This is a genomic window from Rhodococcus sp. ACT016 (assembly GCF_050477185.1).
Lineage (GTDB): Bacteria > Actinomycetota > Actinomycetes > Mycobacteriales > Mycobacteriaceae > Prescottella.
Map to the genome: position 1 here is coordinate 1,868,189 of NZ_JBEAET010000001.1, position 19,306 is coordinate 1,887,494.

18 protein-coding genes are annotated in these 19,306 nt (G+C 68.5%); 16 read left to right on the top strand and 2 right to left on the bottom strand.

Annotated features, from left to right (window positions below; all coding sequences use genetic code 11):
* The first annotated feature begins 92 nt into the window (after positions 1-92).
* The 6 genes from pgsA (at position 93) to ACQ5DX_RS08735 (ending at position 5,813) form a co-directional block, all read left to right on the top strand.
* Positions 93-776 (top strand): phosphatidylinositol phosphate synthase, encoded by a 684-nt coding sequence (pgsA, locus tag ACQ5DX_RS08710; RefSeq protein ID WP_430332246.1) that lies wholly within the window; start codon positions 93-95, stop codon positions 774-776.
* Positions 773-1,678 (top strand): phosphatidylinositol mannoside acyltransferase, encoded by a 906-nt coding sequence (locus tag ACQ5DX_RS08715; RefSeq protein ID WP_430332247.1) that lies wholly within the window; start codon positions 773-775, stop codon positions 1,676-1,678. Before pgsA ends, ACQ5DX_RS08715 begins: the two co-directional genes overlap by 4 nt.
* Complete coding sequence (locus ACQ5DX_RS08720; RefSeq protein WP_430332248.1) at positions 1,675-2,802, top strand: glycosyltransferase family 4 protein; 1,128 nt, start codon at positions 1,675-1,677, stop codon at positions 2,800-2,802. The genes ACQ5DX_RS08715 and ACQ5DX_RS08720 overlap by 4 nt, the downstream gene beginning before the upstream one ends.
* Positions 2,799-3,815: an NUDIX hydrolase gene (locus ACQ5DX_RS08725; RefSeq protein ID WP_430332249.1), complete on the top strand. Its 1,017-nt coding sequence runs from the start codon at positions 2,799-2,801 to the stop codon at positions 3,813-3,815. The genes ACQ5DX_RS08720 and ACQ5DX_RS08725 overlap by 4 nt, the downstream gene beginning before the upstream one ends.
* Before the next feature lie 147 nt (positions 3,816-3,962).
* The gene (pdxS, locus tag ACQ5DX_RS08730) at positions 3,963-4,865 is read left to right on the top strand and encodes a pyridoxal 5'-phosphate synthase lyase subunit PdxS (RefSeq protein WP_430332250.1); all 903 of its coding nucleotides are present in this window, start codon (positions 3,963-3,965) and stop codon (positions 4,863-4,865) included.
* 126 nt (positions 4,866-4,991) lie between these two features.
* Positions 4,992-5,813 carry an acyl-CoA thioesterase gene (locus tag ACQ5DX_RS08735; RefSeq protein ID WP_430332251.1) on the top strand — a complete coding sequence of 274 codons (822 nt, stop codon included), beginning with the start codon at positions 4,992-4,994 and terminating at the stop codon, positions 5,811-5,813.
* 134 nt (positions 5,814-5,947) lie between these two features.
* Here ACQ5DX_RS08735 and ACQ5DX_RS08740 read toward each other — a convergent pair whose 3' ends face one another.
* Complete coding sequence (locus tag ACQ5DX_RS08740; RefSeq protein WP_430332252.1) at positions 5,948-7,489, bottom strand: APC family permease; 1,542 nt, start codon at positions 7,487-7,489, stop codon at positions 5,948-5,950.
* 175 nt (positions 7,490-7,664) lie between these two features.
* Between ACQ5DX_RS08740 and pdxT the strand changes: the two genes are divergently transcribed.
* Positions 7,665-8,270 (top strand): pyridoxal 5'-phosphate synthase glutaminase subunit PdxT, encoded by a 606-nt coding sequence (gene pdxT, locus ACQ5DX_RS08745; RefSeq protein WP_430332253.1) that lies wholly within the window; start codon positions 7,665-7,667, stop codon positions 8,268-8,270.
* Positions 8,271-8,297: 27 nt separating this feature from the next.
* Here pdxT and ACQ5DX_RS08750 read toward each other — a convergent pair whose 3' ends face one another.
* Complete coding sequence (locus tag ACQ5DX_RS08750) at positions 8,298-9,278, bottom strand: alpha/beta hydrolase (protein ID WP_430332254.1); 981 nt, start codon at positions 9,276-9,278, stop codon at positions 8,298-8,300.
* 293 nt (positions 9,279-9,571) lie between these two features.
* Between ACQ5DX_RS08750 and ACQ5DX_RS08755 the strand changes: the two genes are divergently transcribed.
* The 9 genes from ACQ5DX_RS08755 to secD all read left to right on the top strand — a co-directional run bounded on the left by ACQ5DX_RS08755 (position 9,572) and on the right by secD (position 19,305).
* Positions 9,572-10,324: a YebC/PmpR family DNA-binding transcriptional regulator gene (locus ACQ5DX_RS08755; RefSeq protein ID WP_430332255.1), complete on the top strand. Its 753-nt coding sequence runs from the start codon at positions 9,572-9,574 to the stop codon at positions 10,322-10,324.
* Between the two features lie 220 nt (positions 10,325-10,544).
* Positions 10,545-12,245 carry a 3-ketosteroid-delta-1-dehydrogenase gene (locus ACQ5DX_RS08760; protein ID WP_430332256.1) on the top strand — a complete coding sequence of 567 codons (1,701 nt, stop codon included), beginning with the start codon at positions 10,545-10,547 and terminating at the stop codon, positions 12,243-12,245.
* Between the two features lie 197 nt (positions 12,246-12,442).
* Positions 12,443-13,069, top strand: a complete 627-nt coding sequence (locus ACQ5DX_RS08765) for a TetR/AcrR family transcriptional regulator (protein WP_430332257.1) — start codon at positions 12,443-12,445, stop codon at positions 13,067-13,069.
* A 117-nt stretch (positions 13,070-13,186) separates the two neighbouring features.
* Positions 13,187-14,674: a DUF1254 domain-containing protein gene (locus ACQ5DX_RS08770; RefSeq protein ID WP_430332258.1), complete on the top strand. Its 1,488-nt coding sequence runs from the start codon at positions 13,187-13,189 to the stop codon at positions 14,672-14,674.
* A gap of 97 nt (positions 14,675-14,771) precedes the next feature.
* Positions 14,772-15,371, top strand: coding sequence for a crossover junction endodeoxyribonuclease RuvC (gene ruvC, locus ACQ5DX_RS08775; protein ID WP_430332259.1), 600 nt, complete (start codon positions 14,772-14,774; stop codon positions 15,369-15,371).
* Complete coding sequence (ruvA, locus tag ACQ5DX_RS08780; protein ID WP_430332260.1) at positions 15,368-15,970, top strand: Holliday junction branch migration protein RuvA; 603 nt, start codon at positions 15,368-15,370, stop codon at positions 15,968-15,970. The genes ruvC and ruvA overlap by 4 nt, the downstream gene beginning before the upstream one ends.
* Positions 15,967-17,112 carry a Holliday junction branch migration DNA helicase RuvB gene (gene ruvB, locus ACQ5DX_RS08785; protein WP_430332261.1) on the top strand — a complete coding sequence of 382 codons (1,146 nt, stop codon included), beginning with the start codon at positions 15,967-15,969 and terminating at the stop codon, positions 17,110-17,112. Before ruvA ends, ruvB begins: the two co-directional genes overlap by 4 nt.
* A 172-nt stretch (positions 17,113-17,284) precedes the next feature.
* The gene (yajC, locus tag ACQ5DX_RS08790; RefSeq protein WP_430332262.1) at positions 17,285-17,617 is read left to right on the top strand and encodes a preprotein translocase subunit YajC; all 333 of its coding nucleotides are present in this window, start codon (positions 17,285-17,287) and stop codon (positions 17,615-17,617) included.
* Between the two features lie 131 nt (positions 17,618-17,748).
* Complete coding sequence (secD, locus tag ACQ5DX_RS08795; RefSeq protein ID WP_430332263.1) at positions 17,749-19,305, top strand: protein translocase subunit SecD; 1,557 nt, start codon at positions 17,749-17,751, stop codon at positions 19,303-19,305.
* The last annotated feature ends 1 nt before the right edge of the window (position 19,306 follow it).

The following is a 19,306-nucleotide window of genomic DNA, read 5'->3' on the forward strand; positions in this document are numbered from 1 at the left end:
CACCGACGTCGTCGGGGGCACACCATGGAAGGATCGGATTCCGGAGCCGACAGGGCCCGGCGCCACGACCGGATGCGGGAGGGGGGAGCGGGATGCTGAGTTTCTTCGGGCGCGCCTCGGTGTCCAAGGTGACGGCGCCGATGGGCCGGGCCTTGGTGAAGACGGGGCTGACTCCGGACGCGGTCACGGTGATCGGCACGGTCGCGAGCATCGCGGGCGCGTTGACGCTCTTCCCGTCCGGGCACCTGTTCTGGGGAACCATGCTGATCTGGTTCTTCGTCATGTTCGACATGCTCGACGGCGCCATGGCGCGGGCCCGCGGGGGCGGGACGCGGTACGGCGCAGTGCTCGACGCCACCTGTGATCGACTCGCGGACGGTGCGATCTTCGCGGGGCTCGCGTGGTGGGCCGTCTACCACGAGGACAGCAAGAGCCTGCTGATCGCGACGCTCATCTGTCTGGTGACCTCGCAGGTGATCTCGTACGCGAAGGCCCGTGCGGAGGCCAGCGGCCTGTCTGCGGACGGTGGCCTCATCGAGCGTCCGGATCGGTTGATCATCGTTCTGGTCGGTGCCGGATTCACTGGTATCGCAGGGCATTTCGACATCGGGTGGCTGCACTGGGCCGTGTACGTCGCGATGTGGATTCTCGCCGTCGCGAGCATCATCACGGTGTTCCAGCGGGTGCTCGCCGTCCGCGGCTCGGCCGGTGCCCGTGACCTGCTGCCGATCGCGCCGCACGCCACGGAGAACGACGGCGCGGGGGAGGTCTCGTGAGTTTCTCGGAATGGGCGACCGACCTCGGGTACGCGACGGGGTGGCGTGTCGTGCGCGCACTTCCCGAAGGACTGGCCACCAAGCTGTTCGACGCCGGAGCGGACTTTGCCGCGCGTCGTGGTGGTGGTCCGCAGCAGTTGCGCCGCAACCTCGCTCGGGTCCTCGGGGTGCCACCGGAACAGGTCCCGGACGAACTGATCCGCGATTCCCTGCGCTCCTACGCGCGGTACTGGCGTGAGGCGTTCCGCTTGCCGTCGATGGATCTGGCGGAGACGCAGGCGAAGGTCGAGCGCACCGTCGTCGGAACCGAATACCTCGAGACGGCGATGGCCGAGGGCAAGGGCGCCATCCTCGCGCTGCCGCACACCGGCAACTGGGACATGGCCGGCGTGTGGTGCACGCGGACGTGGGGTGGGCTGTCCACCGTCGCCGAACGCCTCGAGCCGGAGTCGTTGTACCAGCGGTTCGTCGCCTACCGGGAGAGCCTCGGCTTCGAGATCTTCCCGCTCAGCGGCGGTGAGAGTCCGCCGTTCGGCGAACTGGCGAAGCGCCTGCGCGCCAACAAGGTCGTGTGCCTGCTCGGCGAGCGTGACCTGGCGGCCAAGGGTGTCCCGGTCACGTTCTTCGGGGAACCGACCCGGATGCCCGCCGGCCCGGCGAAACTCGCGATCGAGACCGGCGCCGCACTGCTGCCCGTCCACTGCTGGTTCACCGACGGCGGGTGGGGATTCTCGATCGACCCGCCGATCGACGTCTCGGTCGGCGTCGAGGGTGCGACGCAGGCGCTGGCCGACCGGTTCGCGGTGAACATCGCGGCCCACCCGGCGGACTGGCACATGCTCCAGCCGTTGTGGCTCGACGACCTGTCCGAGGCCCGTCGCGCACGCATGGAGTCGCGATGAAGATCGGCATGGTCTGCCCGTACTCCTTCGACGTGCCGGGCGGCGTGCAGGCGCACGTCGTCGAGCTCGCCGAGGTGTTCATCGAGCGGGGGCACAAGGTCAGCGTCCTGGCGCCGGCGTCGGACGGCACCGAGCTGCCGGACTTCGTGGTGTCGGCCGGCCGGGCCGTCGCCATCCCCTACAACGGGTCGGTGGCGCGCCTGACGTTCGGCCCGGTGTCGTACGCGCGCACCCGGCGCTGGATCGCGGAGAACGACTTCGACGTCCTGCACATCCACGAGCCCAACGCGCCGAGCCTGTCGATGCTCGCGATGAAGATCGCCGAGGGCCCCATCGTCGCGACGTTCCACACGTCGACCACGAAGTCGTTGGTGCTCAGCACGTTCCAGGGGGTGCTGCAGCCGTACCTGGAGAAGATCAGCGGACGGATCGCGGTGTCCGAGCTGGCGCGACGGTGGCAGGTCGAATCGCTCGGCTCGGACGCGGTCGAGATCCCCAACGGGGTCGACGTACCGGCGTTCGCGACCGCGGCGCCGCTGCCCGGGTATCCGCGTCCGGGGAAGACGGTGCTCTTCCTGGGCCGCTACGACGAGCCGCGTAAGGGCATGGCGGTGCTCCTCGGAGCGCTGCCGACGCTGGTGGAGAAGTACCCGGACCTCGAGGTCCTGGTGGTCGGTCGCGGCGACGAGGACAAGCTCCGCAAGGAAGCCGGCCGCTACGCCCGCCACCTGCGCCTGCTCGGGCAGGTGAGTGACGAGGAGAAGGCGTCGGCGCTGCGCAGTGCCGACGTGTACTGCGCGCCCAACCTCGGCGGCGAGAGCTTCGGCATCGTGCTGGTCGAGGCGATGGCGGCGGGAGCGCCCGTGGTTGCCAGTGAACTCGACGCGTTCCGGCGGGTGCTGCGGGACGGCACCGCCGGGCTGCTCGTGCCGATCGGGGACTCGGCCGCGCTCGCGGCAGCGATCGACACCGTGCTCGGCGACGAGGACCGTCGGCGTGCGCTGACGGACGTGGCCAGCGCCGTGGTGGCCGAGTACGACTGGCCGGTCGTCGCCGAGCAGATCCTGCGGGTCTACGAGACGGTGACGGTCGGGTCCACCGGTGTGCGTGAGGTGCGTTCGTGACCTTCTCCGCGATGACGATTCTGATCGTCGCGTTGGTCGCCGCGGTGATCGCGACGATCGGCGCCTGGGCGTACGGCACCGCGAACCGGCTCGACCGGCTGCACGTGCGCTCCGACCTGTCGTGGCAGGCGCTCGACGCCGCACTCGCGCGCCGCGCGGTGGTGGTGCGGGCGATCGCGGCGGCGATGACGACCACCTCGATGGAGGGCAAGCGCCTGTCGGTCCTCGCCGGCCAGGCGGAGCGGGCCGACCGCGCACACCGCGAGGCGGCCGAGAATGCGCTGTCGGGTGCGTTGACGACACTCGACACCCACACGCTCCCACCGCAATTGGTGGCCGAGTTGGCCGACGCCGAGGCGCGGGTGCTGATCGCTCGACGCTTCCACAACGACGCCGTGCGCGACACCCTGGCGCTGCGGACCCGGCGTCCGGTCCGGTGGCTCCACCTGGGCGGCACCGCACCGCTGCCGACGTACTTCGAGATCGCGGAGCGGACGGAGCCGTCCGGGCTGCAACTCGACGAGGTGCGGACGTCGGCCCGCGTCGTGCTGCTCGACGAGCGCGGCCGAGTCCTGCTGATGCGCGGACACGATCCGGCGACGCCCGAGACGACGTTCTGGTTCACGATCGGCGGCGGCGTCGAAACCGGCGAGACGCTCCGGGCCGCGGCAGTGCGCGAGGTTCGGGAGGAGACCGGGAGGACGTTGTCGCCCGACGCGCTCCGTGGCCCGCTGTGGCGCCGGGTCGCGATCTTCCCGTTCGCCGGCGAGCTGATCCGCTCCGAGGAGTTGTTCTTCGCTGCACGGACCGAGGAGTTCGCCCCGCACGGTGGCGGATTCACGGACCTCGAACAGCACATGATCACCGAGCACCGCTGGTGCACCGCATCGGACATTCGGGTGATCCAGCAGCGCGGTGAGGCGGTGTATCCGCAGGATCTGCCGGATCTGCTCGAGGAAGCGAACTTGGCGGTGGTCCGCGTCGAGGATCCCGAGGTCCGCGCGATCCGCTGATATGACGGGTGCCACAGCAGGCCAGCTATCGGGCACTGGATATCGGGCATTCCGCGGACTCGTCCTAGAATTGCGAATGCGCCGCGGTGCCGTGAGGCTCGCGTGCCCAGAAATCCACCCAAGCCGGCGAGAACCCAGGAGTTTGCTGTGAGCACCCCCGACACCACCCCCACTACCGGCACTGCACGCGTCAAGCGGGGCATGGCCGAGATGCTCAAGGGCGGCGTCATCATGGACGTGGTCACCCCCGAGCAGGCCAAGATCGCCGAGGACGCCGGCGCCGTCGCGGTCATGGCCCTCGAGCGTGTGCCCGCCGACATCCGCGCCCAGGGCGGCGTCTCGCGCATGTCCGACCCGGACATGATCGACGGCATCATCGAGGCCGTGTCGATCCCGGTCATGGCCAAGGCCCGCATCGGTCACTTCGTCGAGGCGCAGATCCTGCAGTCGTTGGGCGTGGACTACATCGACGAGTCCGAGGTCCTCACCCCCGCCGACTACGAGAACCACATCGACAAGTTCGCCTTCACCGTCCCGTTCGTCTGTGGCGCCACCAACCTCGGTGAGGCCCTGCGCCGCATCAACGAGGGCGCCGCGATGATCCGCTCGAAGGGCGAGGCCGGCACCGGTGACGTCTCCAACGCCACCACCCACATGCGCAAGATCCGCCAGGAGATCCGCCGCCTGACCTCCCTGCCCGAGGACGAGCTGTACGTCGCCGCCAAGGAACTGCAGGCCCCGTACGATCTGGTCGTCGAGGTCGCCAAGGCCGGCAAGCTGCCGGTCACCCTGTTCACCGCCGGTGGCATCGCGACCCCCGCGGACGCGGCGATGATGATGCAGCTCGGCGCCGAGGGCGTGTTCGTCGGCTCGGGCATCTTCAAGTCCGGCAACCCGGCCGAGCGGGCCGCCGCGATCGTCAAGGCCACCACCTTCTTCGACGACCCGGACGTCCTGGCGAAGGTCTCCCGCGGCCTGGGCGAGGCCATGGTCGGCATCAACGTCGACGACATCCCCCAGCCCCACCGCCTCGCCGAGCGCGGCTGGTGACCTGAACCAGTTCGATCTTCGGGACCCGTTCACGAAGGCGGACGCGGTGAGGACCGTTACGGTCCTCACCGCGTCCGCCTTTTCGCATTGCTAGCCTGATCGGGCGTCCCTGGAAGGAGACCCGACATGGCGAAGATCGAACAGATCTTGGAACTCGAGCGGCTCGAGAAGGACATCTTCCGGGGGATCGCCACCGAGACGATGCTCCCGCGCACCTTCGGTGGCCAGGTCGCCGGTCAGGCTCTGGTGTCGGCGGTGCGGACCGTCGACGAGCACTTCCACGTCCATTCGCTGCACGGGTACTTCCTGCGTCCGGGCAACCCGGTCATGCCGATCGTGTACCTGGTCGATCGGATTCGCGACGGCCGCTCGTTCGCGACCCGGCGGGTCACCGCGGTGCAGGACGGGCAGGCGATCTTCACGATGTCGGCGTCGTTCCACGTTCTCGACGAGGGCATCGAGCACGAGGACGAGATGCCGCAGGTGCCGAACCCGGAAGACCTGCCCGACGCCTCGACCCTCACGTCGGAGGAGATGTCGTGGGAGTTCCGTGAATGGGCGGACTGGGACCTGCGGTACGTGCCCGCCGAACAGATCCAGCGCCGACGCGGTGTCCCCGTGCAGCAGCAGGTCTGGTTCCGCTCCCGCGAGGCATTGCCGGACGATCCGGTCTTCCACATCTGCACACTCGCGTACATGAGCGACATGACGTTGCTCGCGTCGGCCAGCACCATTCACCCCGACACCGCGATCCAGAGCGCCTCACTCGACCACGCGCTGTGGTTCATGCGGCCGTTCCGCGCCGACGACTGGCTCCTCTACGACCAGACGTCGCCGTCGGCCGGGTTCGGTCGTGCGCTCACCCAGGGCCGCATCTTCGACCGTCGCGGCAACCTCGCCGCGGCCGTCGTGCAGGAGGGGCTGACCCGACTGCTGCGGGCGGACTGACCGCGGGGCCAACTGAACCCGGCACACGACGGTGTCGGGGCGTCCGCCCAGCGCCCGCTGCAGTTCCGCGGCGTGCGGGCCGGGGATGAGACTCTGCCAGCGGGAGACGGGCGCGATCTCGCCGACGACCACGATCACACGGATCGGTCGGGTTCGGTGACGTGCACCGCGACGACGTCACGGCCGAGTGATGTTGCCATCGAAAGGGTTTCACGGATGGCCTCGGACACCTCGGCGACCGGAACGACAACGAGGGGATCGGCGGGGTCGGGGTCGCTGTCGGCCTCGGGCGGACGGCGCAGCACCGCGCTGGACCGGTAGGTGCGGTGCACCCACTCCATCGCCGCCACGAGCGCGGGCAGGGTCAGTGTGACGAGCCATGCGCCTTCGGTGAACTTCATCGCGGTGGTGACCACCGCTGCGATGGCGGTGAGGGCGGCGCCGCAGCCGTTGAGGGTGGCACGCCACTTCCAGCCGGGGGAGCGGACTTCGCGCCAGTGCCGGACGAGGCCGGCCTGCGCGAGGGTGAAGCCCACGAACACGCCGATCGCGAACAGCGGAACCAGGGCATTCATGCTGCCGCCCGAACCCACGAGGAGCAGGGCGGCGGTTCCGGCGAGGCACAGCACGCCGAAGCGGTACACCTCGCGTCCGGAGCGCGCCGCGAAGCGGTGCGGGAGGCAGTCGTCGTCGGCGAGCAGTCGCAGCAGCGTCGGTAGCCCTCCGAAGGAGGTGTTCGCGGCGAGCGCGAGGAGCACCACGGTCGCGCCCTGCACCAGGTAGTAGCCGACACCGCCGCCCAGCGCGGCCTCGGTGACCTGGGACAACACCGTCGTGCCCTCGATCGGATGCACCTCGAACTTCTCGATCAGGACGGCGAGCCCGAGGAGCATGACGCCCAGCAGCGCACCGAGCGCGACCTCCGTCCGCTGCGCCGTCCGGACCCGCGGCCGGCGGAAACTCGGGACCGCGTTCGCGATCGCCTCGACCCCGGTCAGGGCGGCGCACCCGCTCGAGAACGCCTTGAGCAGCAGCAGGGCGCCGACCGTGGTGACGTTGGTGGAGATCGCCTCGCCCTGCGCGACGGTGGCGGGTGCGGACCGCAGCAACCCGACGACGATCACGGTGAGGATGCTGATCACGAATGCCGCCGTGGGGAGCATGAATGTGCGTGCGCTGTAGGCGATTCCGAGCAGATTGAGGGCAGTGACGGCGGCGAGGACGAGTAGACAGATCCACAGCGTCCAGGGGAGCAGGGCCGGTATCGCCGAGGTCAGCGCGGCGACGCCGGCAGCGATCGAGACCGCGACGTTGAGGACGTAGTCGAGGACGAGCGACGCGGCGGCGGTCAGTCCCGCGCGGCGGCCGAGATGTGTCTTGGCGACCGCGTACGCGCCGCCGCCCTCGGGGAACACGGCGATCACCTGGCGGTACGACGCCACCAGGAACGCGAGTAGGACCGCGATCGCCAGGGTCACGGGCAGCGTCATGCCCAGGCCTGCGCCGCCCGCCGCGGCCAGGACCAGCACCACGGCCTCGGGGCCGTATGCGACGGACGCCAGGGCATCGAGCGACAGCCCGGCCAGGCCGGTGGCGACGGTGAGCTTGTTCCGGTCGGCCCGCTCGTTCCGTCCTCGGGCCGTGGCACCGCCCGCGGGGAATCGTGTATCGATCACATCGCCCATGGTGGGAGCCATGGTGGGGAAGTGACGGCCGCCTTGACACGGGTTTGACGCCGCCGGCGGCGTTTCTGACACCGTCCGGTCGGACCGGGCGCTCGATCGGCCGGAATCGCCCGACTGATAGCGTTTCCGGAGTCAGACAGCGTCGAACAGTGCAGGACAATCACTCGTGGCAAATCAACCGACGATCGGCGTGCTCGCTTTGCAGGGCGACGTTCGCGAGCATCTCGCGGCAATCGAATCCTGCGGGGCCCGTGGCATCGGCGTCCGGCGACTCTCGGAACTCGAATCCGTGGACGGACTGGTCATTCCGGGTGGTGAGTCGACGACGATGAGCCGCCTGCTCTCCGTGTTCGAACTGCTCGAGCCGCTCCGTGCCCGACTGAAGGCCGGGATGCCCGCCTACGGCTCGTGCGCCGGCATGATCCTGCTCGCGAGCGAGATCCTCGACACGCGGCCCGATGCCGAGCACCTCAACGGGCTCGACATCACGGTGCGCCGCAACGCCTTCGGCCGTCAGGTGGATTCCTTCGAGTCCGATCTCGACTTCGTCGGCATCGACGGCGACCCGGTGCGTGCGGTGTTCATCCGTGCGCCGTGGGTCGAGCGCGTCGGACCGGGTGTCGAGGTGCTCGCGACCGTGCCCGAGGGCCCCGCCGCCGGGCACATCGTCGCCGTGCGGCAGGGCGCCGTCCTGGCCACCTCGTTCCATCCGGAGGTCACCGGCGACCGCCGGGTCCACGGCCTGTTCGTGGACATGGTGCGGGGGAACTGAAGCCCCCGCACCGTCAGCGTCCGTCGGTCACCAGGCGTTCATGGTGTCGAGGATCTGTGGGCGTGACTTCCACAGCTCCTCGGACCAGTAGGCCCACGAGTGTGTGCCGGAGCTGGTGAAGTCGAACGTCGCCGGGATCCCCAGGGAGTTCAGCCGCACCTGGAACGCCCGCGTGTTCGCGAGGGCGAGTGCCTCGAGACCCATCGCGTTGGATGTGTTGAAGGAGCCGACCGAGCCGACCGGCCGGTCGAACTCGCCCATCAGTCCGTTGCCCGACGAGATGTACAGCGACAGGCCCTTCAGCAGCGGCGCGAACACGAACGGATCGTTCCGCAGCCATGCCGGGCTCCACGGCGGACCCCACATCGAGTCGACGTTGTAGCCGCCCGCGTCGAGCATCGCGATGCGGATGCCCTCGCGCATGCCGGGCGCGGAGATGTTCAGGTAGCCGGAGAAGGAGCCCGCGTACTTGAACTGGTCGCGGTGGTACGCGGCCAGCGTCAGTGCGGCCGAGCCGCCCATCGACAGGCCGGAGACCGCGTTGTTGGACCGGGAGACGCCGCGGGTCGCGAGATAGGCAGGGAGATCCTGCGTCAGGAAGGTCTCCCACTTGTAGGTGACCTTCTGGCCGTTGAAGTTACTGGGTGCGTACCAGTCCGTGTAGAAGCTCGACTGGCCGCCGACGGGCATCACCAGGGTGAGGTTGTCGTTCCGGAACTGGTCGAGCGCATTCGTCTCGAACGACCACGCGTTGCGATCGTCCCGGGCCCGCAACCCGTCGAGCAGGTACAGCGCGGCGTTGCCACCGCGGGCCGCCCACTGGATCTGGACCTTGATCGGGCCCATCGCCGAGTTGACGAAGACCTCTTCGTAACCGCCGGCCGGCGCCGCCGCCGCGGTCGACGTCCCGGCGACCACCGCGAAGGCGGGTAGCACGAGAGCCGCTGCGGCCATGCCGACCAGACGTTGCTTGAGCCGCTTGGTGAATCGCGGTCTCTGAATGCGCATTCGTTCGCCTTTCCCCCAACGATTCCGGCATCCTTCCGGCCCGCGCCCCCGCGCGAGACGCCGTCCCGTCGTATCGATGTCTGCGTCTTTGATGTCACTGGAAGGCTCCACGGGAACGGACCGAGTGTCCCGGGAACGGGGCAACTTCAACCGGATCGTGACCTTTCGGGGGAGGCGGCGTATCCGGGGTGGCGAGGTATGCAGGTAGCATCGAACCTCCGACAAGTGTGCAGTCGAGTGCCGTGGGATTTGTCGTATCTGCCACGGTGCGCTGCAGGAAGGGGCTCCCACGAATGAGCGGCCACTCCAAATGGGCCACCACCAAGCACAAGAAGGCCGTGATCGACGCCAAGCGCGGCAAGATGTTCGCGAAGCTGATCAAGAACATCGAGGTGGCAGCTCGTACGGGTGGCGGCGATCCGGCTGGTAACCCCACCCTCTTCGACGCCATCCAGAAGGCCAAGAAGAGCTCGGTCCCCAACGACAACATCGAGCGTGCGCGCAAGCGTGGCGGCGGCGAAGAGGCCGGCGGCGCCGACTGGCAGACCATCATGTACGAGGGCTACGGCCCCAACGGTGTCGCCGTGCTCATCGAGTGCCTCACCGACAACCGCAACCGGGCCGCCGGTGAGGTCCGCACCGCGATGACCCGCAACGGCGGCAACATGGCCGACCCGGGTTCGGTCTCGTACCTGTTCACCCGCAAGGGCGTCGTGCTGCTCGAGAAGAACGGCCGCACCGAGGACGACCTCCTGGAGATCGTGCTCGAGGCCGGTGCCGAGGAGATCAACGACCTGGGCGACACCTTCGAGATCGTGTGCGAGGCCGGTGACCTGATCCCCGTCCGCACCGCGCTCGTCGACGCCGGTGTCGACTACGAGTCGGCCGACCCCGACTTCCGTGCGTCCGTCGAGGTGCCGGTCGACGCCGAGGGCGCCCGCAAGGTGTTCAAGCTCGTCGACGCGCTCGAGGACTCCGACGACGTGCAGAACGTCTACACCAACGTCGACGTCTCGGACGAGGTGCTCGCCGAACTCGACGCATAGTCGCAGAGCGAGAAACTCCCGCGCGTGAAGCCGGTCGCCTCGGCGACCGGCTTCACGCGCGGGAGTTCTGCGTTGTGCACACCGACGCGATCGTCACGACCGATCGGTTGGTTCGGTGGTCGGAATCACACGTACTCCCGCCCCGCGGGAACTGCTGTGGCGATGTGTCCGTTCCGGATCTAGCGTTCACCGCACTATCCCGAGGAACAGGAGAGTGCCCGTGAGCAATAGCCGAGAGTTGACTCCCACCCCAGCGCGCGACATCACCGTCGATCTGCTCGTCGTCGGAGCCGGGACGGGGATGGCTGCCGCCCTCGCCGCGAACGAGTTGGGTCTGTCGACGCTGGTGGTCGAGAAGACGAAGTACGTGGGCGGATCGACTGCGCGGTCCGGCGGTGCGTTCTGGATTCCCGCCAACCCGGTCCTGCAGGAAGCCCGCTCCGGGGACACCCTCGATCGGGCCCGGACGTACGTGAGTTCCGTGGTCGACGGTTCGGCACCGGCCGAACGCGGCACTGCGTTTCTCGATCACGGCGCCGCTACCGTCGACATGCTGCGTCGTACCACCCCGATGCGATTCTTCTGGGCCAAGGAGTACTCCGACTACCATCCCGAGCTGCCCGGTGGATCCGCGGCGGGCCGGACCTGTGAGTGCCTGCCCTTCGACGCCTCCGTGCTCGGCGCCGAGCGGCCCAGGCTGCGCCCCGGCGTGATGGAGGCCCCGGTCCCGATGCCGACCACCGGCGCGGACTACAAGTGGATGAACCTCGTCGCCCGGGTGCCGTCCAAGGGCGTGCCGCGCATCGCCAAGCGGGTCGCTCAGGGCCTCGGTGGCCTCGCCCTGAAGCGCGAGTACATGGCAGGTGGACAGGCCCTCGCCGCCGGGTTGTTCGCGGGCATCCTGGACGCCAAGATCCCGGTCTGGACCGAGACGTCCATCGTCAGCCTGATCAACGACGGGGACGCTGTCACCGGCGCGGTCGTCGAACAGAACGGCCGTGAGTTCACCGTGACGGCGCGGCGCGGCGTGGTCCTCGCGACCGGTGGCTTCGACCACGACATGGACATGCGTCACAAGTTCCAGTCGGAGAGCCTCGCCGATCACGAGAGCCTCGGCGCGGAGGGCAACACCGGCGACGGAATCCGGATCGCACAGGAGGCCGGTGCGGACATCGGTCTGATGGATCAGGCCTGGTGGTTCCCGGCGGTCGCGGCGCTGCCCGGTCGCGATCCGCTGGTCATGCTGGCGGAGCGGTCGCTGCCCGGCTCGTTCATCGTCGACCACACCGGCCGTCGGTTCGTCAACGAGTCCACCGACTACATGTCGTTCGGCCAGCGCATTCTCGAGCGTGAGCGCGCCGGCGACCCGGTCGAGTCGATGTGGATCGTCTTCGACCAGGCGTACCGCAACAGCTACATCTTCGCGGCGGGGCTGTTCCCGCGGCAGCCGCTCCCGCAGTCGTGGTACGACGCCGGGATCGCGCACCAGTCGTCCGACCCCGTCGAACTCGCGCGCTCGGCCGGTCTACCCGAAGGCGCGTTCGCGGACACGTTCCGGCGGTTCAACGAGGCCGCGGCCGCCGGTGTCGACGCGGACTTCCAGCGCGGTGCCAGCGCCTACGACCGCTACTACGGCGACCCGACGATCACTCCGAACCCGAACCTGCGGCCGCTGAACCGCGGGCCGTTCTACGCCGTCAAGATGACGCTCAGCGACCTCGGCACCTGCGGCGGCGTCACGGCCGACGACCGCGGCCGTGTCGTTCGCGAGGACGGCAGCACGGTCCCCGGTCTCTACGCCATCGGCAACACGGCGGCCAACGCGTTCGGTAACACCTACCCGGGTGCCGGCGCGACGATCGGACAGGGACTCGTCTACGGGTACATCGCGGCACACGACGCCGCGCAGCGCTCGATCTGACGTAGCTTGCAGGGTCGTCCGCAGCGCCGGGGAACCGGCACTGCGGACGACCAGGCGGTCGGGGCACCGGATCGGTGTTCCATTGGGTGGAATCTCGTGTGGTTTGCGGGATTCCCAACTACGAACATCGTTTAAGACAGTTCGACTTACTCGATGCCGCGAGATATGCGTGGCGTGACGACGGAGGGGAGGCCACGATGGCAACTGCGGACCTGGACGTCGCGGCCCTGTCCGACGTCCAACGGAAGATTCTGGTCTCCGCCGAGCGTCTGTTCGCTCAGCGCGGTGTGGCGAACGTGTCGCTGCGGGAGATCGGATCGGCCGCGGGGCAGCGCAACAACTCCGCGGTGCAGTACCACTTCAAGACCAAGCAGGCCCTGATCCTCGCGCTGTACGACTTCCGGCTGATCCCGTTGAACGAGCACCGGTTGGCGATGCTCGCCGCGCGGAGCGAGCATTCACTGGCCGACCTCGTCGAAGCGTACGTTCGGCCGCTGGGGTCGGCGGTGGTCGAGGCGGCCGGCGCCAACTCGTACGCCCGATTCATCCATCGGTACCTCGGTGAGGGTTCGGGTGATTTCGAGCCCTTCCACCAGCGCCACAATCGTGGCGTCAAAGCCATCTCGGGCGAGCTCGAGACTCGGCTCGACCACCTGCCGGAGACGGTGCGCCCCGAGCGCATCCGGCAGATGAGCCAGTTGGTCACGGCGGTCCTGGCGGACGTCGAACGCCGGCTCGAGTACAAGCAGATGACGCGGTCGGCGGCGATCGCGTCGGTCGACGGACTGATCAGCGGGACGCTCGCCTTCCTCGCGGCGCCCTGATTCCACCCTCGTGAGCGGGTGGTTGTCGCGCGCCCGCCGTTTAAGACACATCGTATTAATCAAGCGCTCGAATGCGCATGCACAAGGAGAACCTGGATGCACACGACGAGAAGATCGATGGTGGGAATTGCGGCACTGCTGTCCGCCCTCACTCTGGTGAGTGGGTGCGGTTCGGCGGCGTCATCGGAAGCGCAGGCAGGACCGATCGACTCCTCGCTGTCCGCGGACGAGGTGGCCGACCTGACGGAGGAGGCGTTCTACTGGGGCCTGAACATTGCCGGCTACTACGAGCTCCGGCACGTGTACACCCAGATGGAGGGGCAACCCGCCTACCGCGGTGTCAATCGCATGCAGCCGCAGATGAACCTGTTCGACGCCAAGACCCGGTTCGCCACGACGGTCAACGCGTCGACCCTGTACTCCGGCGGCACCTTCGACACCTCGCAGGAGCCGATCGTGATCGAGATCCCGGCGGTCACCGACGGCCGGTACTGGAGCCTGCAGGCCGGCGATCAGAACGCGGACTACTTCTTCAAGGCGGGATCTCAGTTCACCGGCAATGCGCCGCAGCGGTACGTGATCGTCGGCCCGTCGTGGCACGGCAATCTCCCCGCAGGCTTCAAGGGAACCGAGATCATCCGCGCGACCTCCGATTCGTTCACCCTCGCGGTCCGGGTCGCGGTGACGACCCGCGACGACGCCGACATGGCGGCCGCGCGGGCCACGGTGGCCGGGGTCCACGCCGCGCCGCTGAGCCTGTGGACGGCGAACGGGGGACGGGTGCCGCCACTGGCCGAGCAGCCGGTCGTCAAGGGTGACTACCGCAGCTTCCCCCGGATGGATCAGATCTCGGACATCGGCAAGTCGATGACTGCGATCGACTACCTGCAGTTGCTGAGCCTGTCGATCAACGACCCGTCGCTCACCCGGCGTACGGATTCGGCGAAGGAGACCGAAACCCTCGGGCGCCTGTCGCGTCTCGGCCTCGAGGAGGGCACAATCTTCGACCCGGCCCAGGTCACCGATGAGCAGAAGGCGAGCATCGACGAAGGATTCGCCCGCGCACGCAAGGCTGCCAAGAGTGCATTCGAGAACACCCAGATCGACATGAACGGATGGAGACTGCAGTCGAGCCTGTTCTTCGACGACCTCGACTACGTTGCCAAGGCCGGCGCCGACGACGTCGCGTGGGGGACGCCCGTTCCGTACGACTCTCACACCATCGCATACGTTTTCGACGACAGTGCGGGGCGCCCGCTCGACGGGAAGAACGACTACACCCTCACCTTCGACATGAACAACCTGCCGCCGACGACGGAGTTCTGGGAGCTACCGGTCTACGACTCGGCCGGGTACTTCATCGACAACCCGATCAACCGGTACAGCACGACCAGTGAGCTGTTGAAGGCCGGCCAGTACTCGGTCGTCGACGGCAAGGTCACCTTCTATCTCCAGCCCGACCCGCCGGCCGATCCCGAGCAGGCCCGCAACTGGCTGCCCACGTCGCGCGACGGCGGATTCCAGCTGGCCGCCCGGTTCTACGGTCCGACCACCGGTCTGATCGACGGCACCTACCCGATGCCCGGAATCGTGCGCGTCCAGTAGCTGGACTCGCCCGCCGGCTGCGTGTTGGTTCACAGTCCCGCGCCCACCTCCCGTTATGATCGAACAGCTGTTCGGAAATTGTGCGAGAGGTGGGCGCGTGCGTGTTCTTGGTGTCGACCCCGGTCTGACGCGGTGCGGTTTCGGTGTCGTCGACGCCGGACGCGGTCGCGAAGTGAAACCGGTGGCGGTCGACGTCGTGCGCACCCCGCCGGATATGGAACTGGCGTCACGTCTCCTGCGGATCTCGGAGGCGGCCGACGAGTGGCTCGACCGCTACCGGCCCACCGTGGTCGCGGTCGAGCGGGTGTTCTCGCAGCACAACGTGCGGACCGCGATGGGCACTGCCCAGGCGGGCGGGGTTGTGGCGCTGGCCGCGGCCAAGCGCGGTATCCCTGTGTGCTTCCACACGCCGAGCCAGGTGAAGGCGGCGGTCACCGGTAGCGGTACCGCCGACAAGAAGCAGGTCACCGCAATGGTCACGAAGATTCTCGGACTCGACACTCCACCCAAGCCGGCCGACGCGGCCGACGCGCTCGCACTGGCGATCTGCCATTGTTGGCGCGCGCCGATGCTCGATCGGATGGCCGCCGCGGAGGCCGCGGCGGCCGAGCAGAAGCGACGATACGAGATGCGGCTCAAGGACATCGCTGCGGTGCAGCGCAAAGACACGTCGGCCGGGAAGGCAGGAACACGGTGATCGCTTCGGTGCGCGGTGAGGTTCTCGAGATCGGGCTCGACCACGTGGTTATCGAGGCCGCGGGCGTCGGCTACCGCCTGAACGCGACGCCGGCGACATTGGCGACGCTGCGGCGGGGCGACGAGTCGCGCCTGTTGACCGCGATGATCGTCCGCGAGGACTCGATGACGCTGTACGGGTTCGCCGACGCCGAATCCCGGGACCTGTTCGGACTCCTGCAGACGGTGTCGGGTGTCGGCCCGCGACTGGCGATGGCCATCCTCGCGGTCCTCGAGCCGGAGGCGCTGCGCAAGGCGCTGGCCGAGGGCAACGTCACCGCCTTGACGAGGGTGCCGGGGATCGGCAAGCGGGGCGCCGAACGCATGGTCGTCGAGCTGCGCGACAAGGTCGAGGCGGTCCCCGCGACCGGTGACGCGCCCGGTGTGGTGCCGGGAGCGTCGACCGCGGTGCGGGACCAGGTCGTCGAGGCGCTGACGGGTCTCGGCTTCCGACTCGATCAGGCGGAGAAGGCCACCGACAGCGTCCTCGCAGCCGATCCGGAGGCTGCGACGTCGACTGTGCTGCGATCGGCGCTCGCGCTGCTGGGTAAGACGCGATGAACGCAGCGATCGAGCCCGACGGCCCCGACGACTTCGGTGCCTCCGTCGACGAGTCCGCGGTGACCGCGGACTTCGTTCCGTCGGACGGCGAGATCGAGGCGAGCCTGCGGCCGAAGAGCCTCGACGACTTCATCGGGCAACCGCGCGTCCTCGAGCAGCTGCAACTTGTCCTGGCCGGCGCCAAGAAGCGCGGCGGGACGCCCGATCACGTCCTGCTCTCCGGGCCGCCGGGGCTGGGCAAGACCAGCATGGCGATGATCATCGCCACCGAACTCGGGACGTCGCTGCGGCTCACGTCCGGCCCGGCGCTCGAGCGCGCGGGCGATCTGGCGGCTATGCTCAGCAACCTGGTCGAGGGCGACGTGCTGTTCATCGACGAGATCCACCGGATGGCCCGCCCCGCCGAGGAGATGCTGTACCTCGCGATGGAGGACTTCCGCGTCGACGTCGTCGTCGGCAAGGGTCCGGGCGCGACGTCGATCCCGCTCGAGATCGCGCCCTTCACCCTGGTGGGTGCCACGACGCGGTCAGGTGCCCTCACCGGTCCGCTGCGCGACCGGTTCGGGTTCACCGCCCACATGGACTTCTACGAGCCCGACGAGCTGCAGCGGATCCTGTTGCGCTCCGCCGGCATCCTCGGCGTCGACCTCGGGGAGGAGGCGAGCGCGGAGATCGCGAGCCGCTCGCGGGGCACGCCGCGTATCGCCAACCGCCTGCTGCGGCGCGTGCGCGACTACGCCGAGGTTCGCGAGGACGGCGTCGTCACCCGCGACGTCGCGAAGGCCGCCCTCGCGGTCTACGACGTGGACCCGCTGGGCTTGGACCGCCTGGACCGGGCCGTCCTGGGTGCGCTGGTGCGGAGCTTCGGCGGCGGACCGGTCGGTGTCTCGACGCTCGCGGTCGCGGTGGGGGAGGAGCCGAACACCGTCGAGGAGGTGTGCGAGCCGTTTCTCGTCCGGGCCGGGATGATCGCGCGAACGCCCCGGGGCCGGGTCGCGACCGCGGCAGCGTGGGCCCAGCTGGGGCTCACTCCGCCACCCGATGCCGCGATCGGCGGAATCGAGGTGCGGGCCCGGGAACCGCAACTGGACCTGTTCGACGAGGGCGTGCGGGGAACCGCGGAACGAGCCGCAGAACACTGACGGCGCGGAACGGCGGAGCGGGTGTTCGATATGAGCAGAATGCGATCGGTGACGAATACCCGTTGGATCGACTCGGTAATGGCACACTGGGAAGAGCGCGGCACCTACCTGGGCCCGTGCGCGTAGCTCTGTGCAACACCCGATGTGAACGAAACCGAGGACTGACTTCCCGATGGAATTGATCTTTCCGCTTCTGATCCTTGCTCTGCTGGTGCCGATGTTCCTCGGCATTCGGCGGCAGAAGAAGGAGATGCAGAAGACGACCGAGCTTCAGGACGCACTGAAGATCGGTGACCGTGTGATGACGACGGCCGGTCTCCATGCCACCGTCGCCGGCCTCGACGACGATGGAACCATCGATCTCGAGATCGCTCCCGGCGTCGTGACGACGTGGTCCCGCATGGTCGTCCGCGAGCGCCTCGTCGACGAGGACGACATCGACGACACCGTCGAGCACGCCGACGAGACTCCGGACGAGACGCAGCGCCGTCTGAACGGCGAGTAGCGCGAAGCCGCCCTCCTCGGCAGGTTCGCCGACCTGCCGACGAGGGCGTGCGCGCGCCTGGTCCGCGCCCCGCCTCGTCATCACTTTTGCGTCACCACCCGAACCGCACGTATCGAGGAGACAGACAGACCGTGGCACCTTCGACAGGATCGGTGCATCCCGTGCGCTCGCTCACCGCTTTCGCGGTGATCGTCGCGGCACTGTATGCGCTGGTCTTCTTCACCGGAGACAAATCCCCGACCCCGGAGCTGGGGATCGACCTGCAAGGTGGGACACGCGTCACCCTCACTGCGCGTACGCCGGACGGCAGCACTCCCAGCCAGGACAGTCTGCGTCAGGCTCAGCAGATCATCGAGACCCGCGTCAACGGGCTCGGTGTGTCGGGCTCGGAGGTCGTGATCGACGGTGACAATCTCGTCATCACCGTCCCCGGCGACGACAGCGCGCAGGCCCGCTCGCTGGGCCAGACGGCTCGTCTGTACATCCGCCCGGTCGTCGGTTCGCAGGCGGCAGCCGCGCCCACCGGGCAGCCCGCGCCCGAGGCCCCCGTAGCGGACACGCCGGAGGCCGCGGCCGCCGAGATCGCCAAGGCCAAGGAGACCCGGCAGAGCGAGGACCCGACGGTCCAGCAGCAGGCCATGGCGACGCTCGACTGCTCGGTGCCCGACCCGCTGCAGGGCAACGACGACCCGAATCTGCCGCTCGTCGCGTGCTCGACGGACGGCACCGCGGTTTACGTGCTGGCGCCGAGCATCATCGACGGCCAGGAGATCTCCGACGCGAGTTCCGGCTTCAACTCGCAGCAGTCGCGCTACGAGGTCAGCCTGAGCTTCAAGTCCAGCGGCAGCTCGACGTGGGCGCAGTTCACGGCGTCGAACATCGGCAAGCAGGCCGCCTTCACCCTCGACTCGAAGGTCGTGAGCGCGCCCGTCGTGCAGGGCGCCACCCCGGTCGGCAGCTCCACGTCGATCACCGGTCAGTTCACGCAGAGCCAGGCGCAGGAGCTGGCGAACACGCTCAAGTACGGTTCGCTGCCGCTGTCGTTCTCGGCATCGGAGGCCGAGACCGTGTCAGCGACCCTGGGCCTCGCGTCGCTCGAGGCCGGTCTCATCGCCGGTGCCGTCGGCCTCGTCCTCGTGCTGGTCTACTGCCTGATCTACTACCGCATGCTCGGACTGCTCACCGCGCTGTCGCTGATCCTGTCCGGTGTGATGGTGTATGCGGTTCTGGTGCTGCTGGGCCGCTACATCGGCTTCACGCTAGACCTCGCGGGTATCGCCGGTCTGATCATCGGTATCGGCATGACTGCCGACTCGTTCGTCGTGTTCTTCGAGCGCATCAAGGACGAGATGCGGGAGGGCCGCAGTTTCCGCTCGGCGGTGCCGCGCGGCTGGGCACGTGCCCGTCGCACCATCCTGTCCGGTAACGCGGTCAGCTTCATCGCAGCCGCTGTGCTGTACGTGCTGGCGATCGGTCAGGTCCGCGGCTTCGCGTTCACGCTGGGTCTGACGACGATCCTCGACGTGGTCGTGGTGTTCCTGGTGACGTGGCCGCTGGTGTACATGGCATCGAAGTCCCGCTTCTGGTCGAAGCCGGGCATCAACGGTCTCGGTGCCGTCCAGCAGGTCGCCCGCGAACGCAAGATGGTGGCGGCGTCGAGCTCGGCATCGTCCGACATGGAGGCATGAG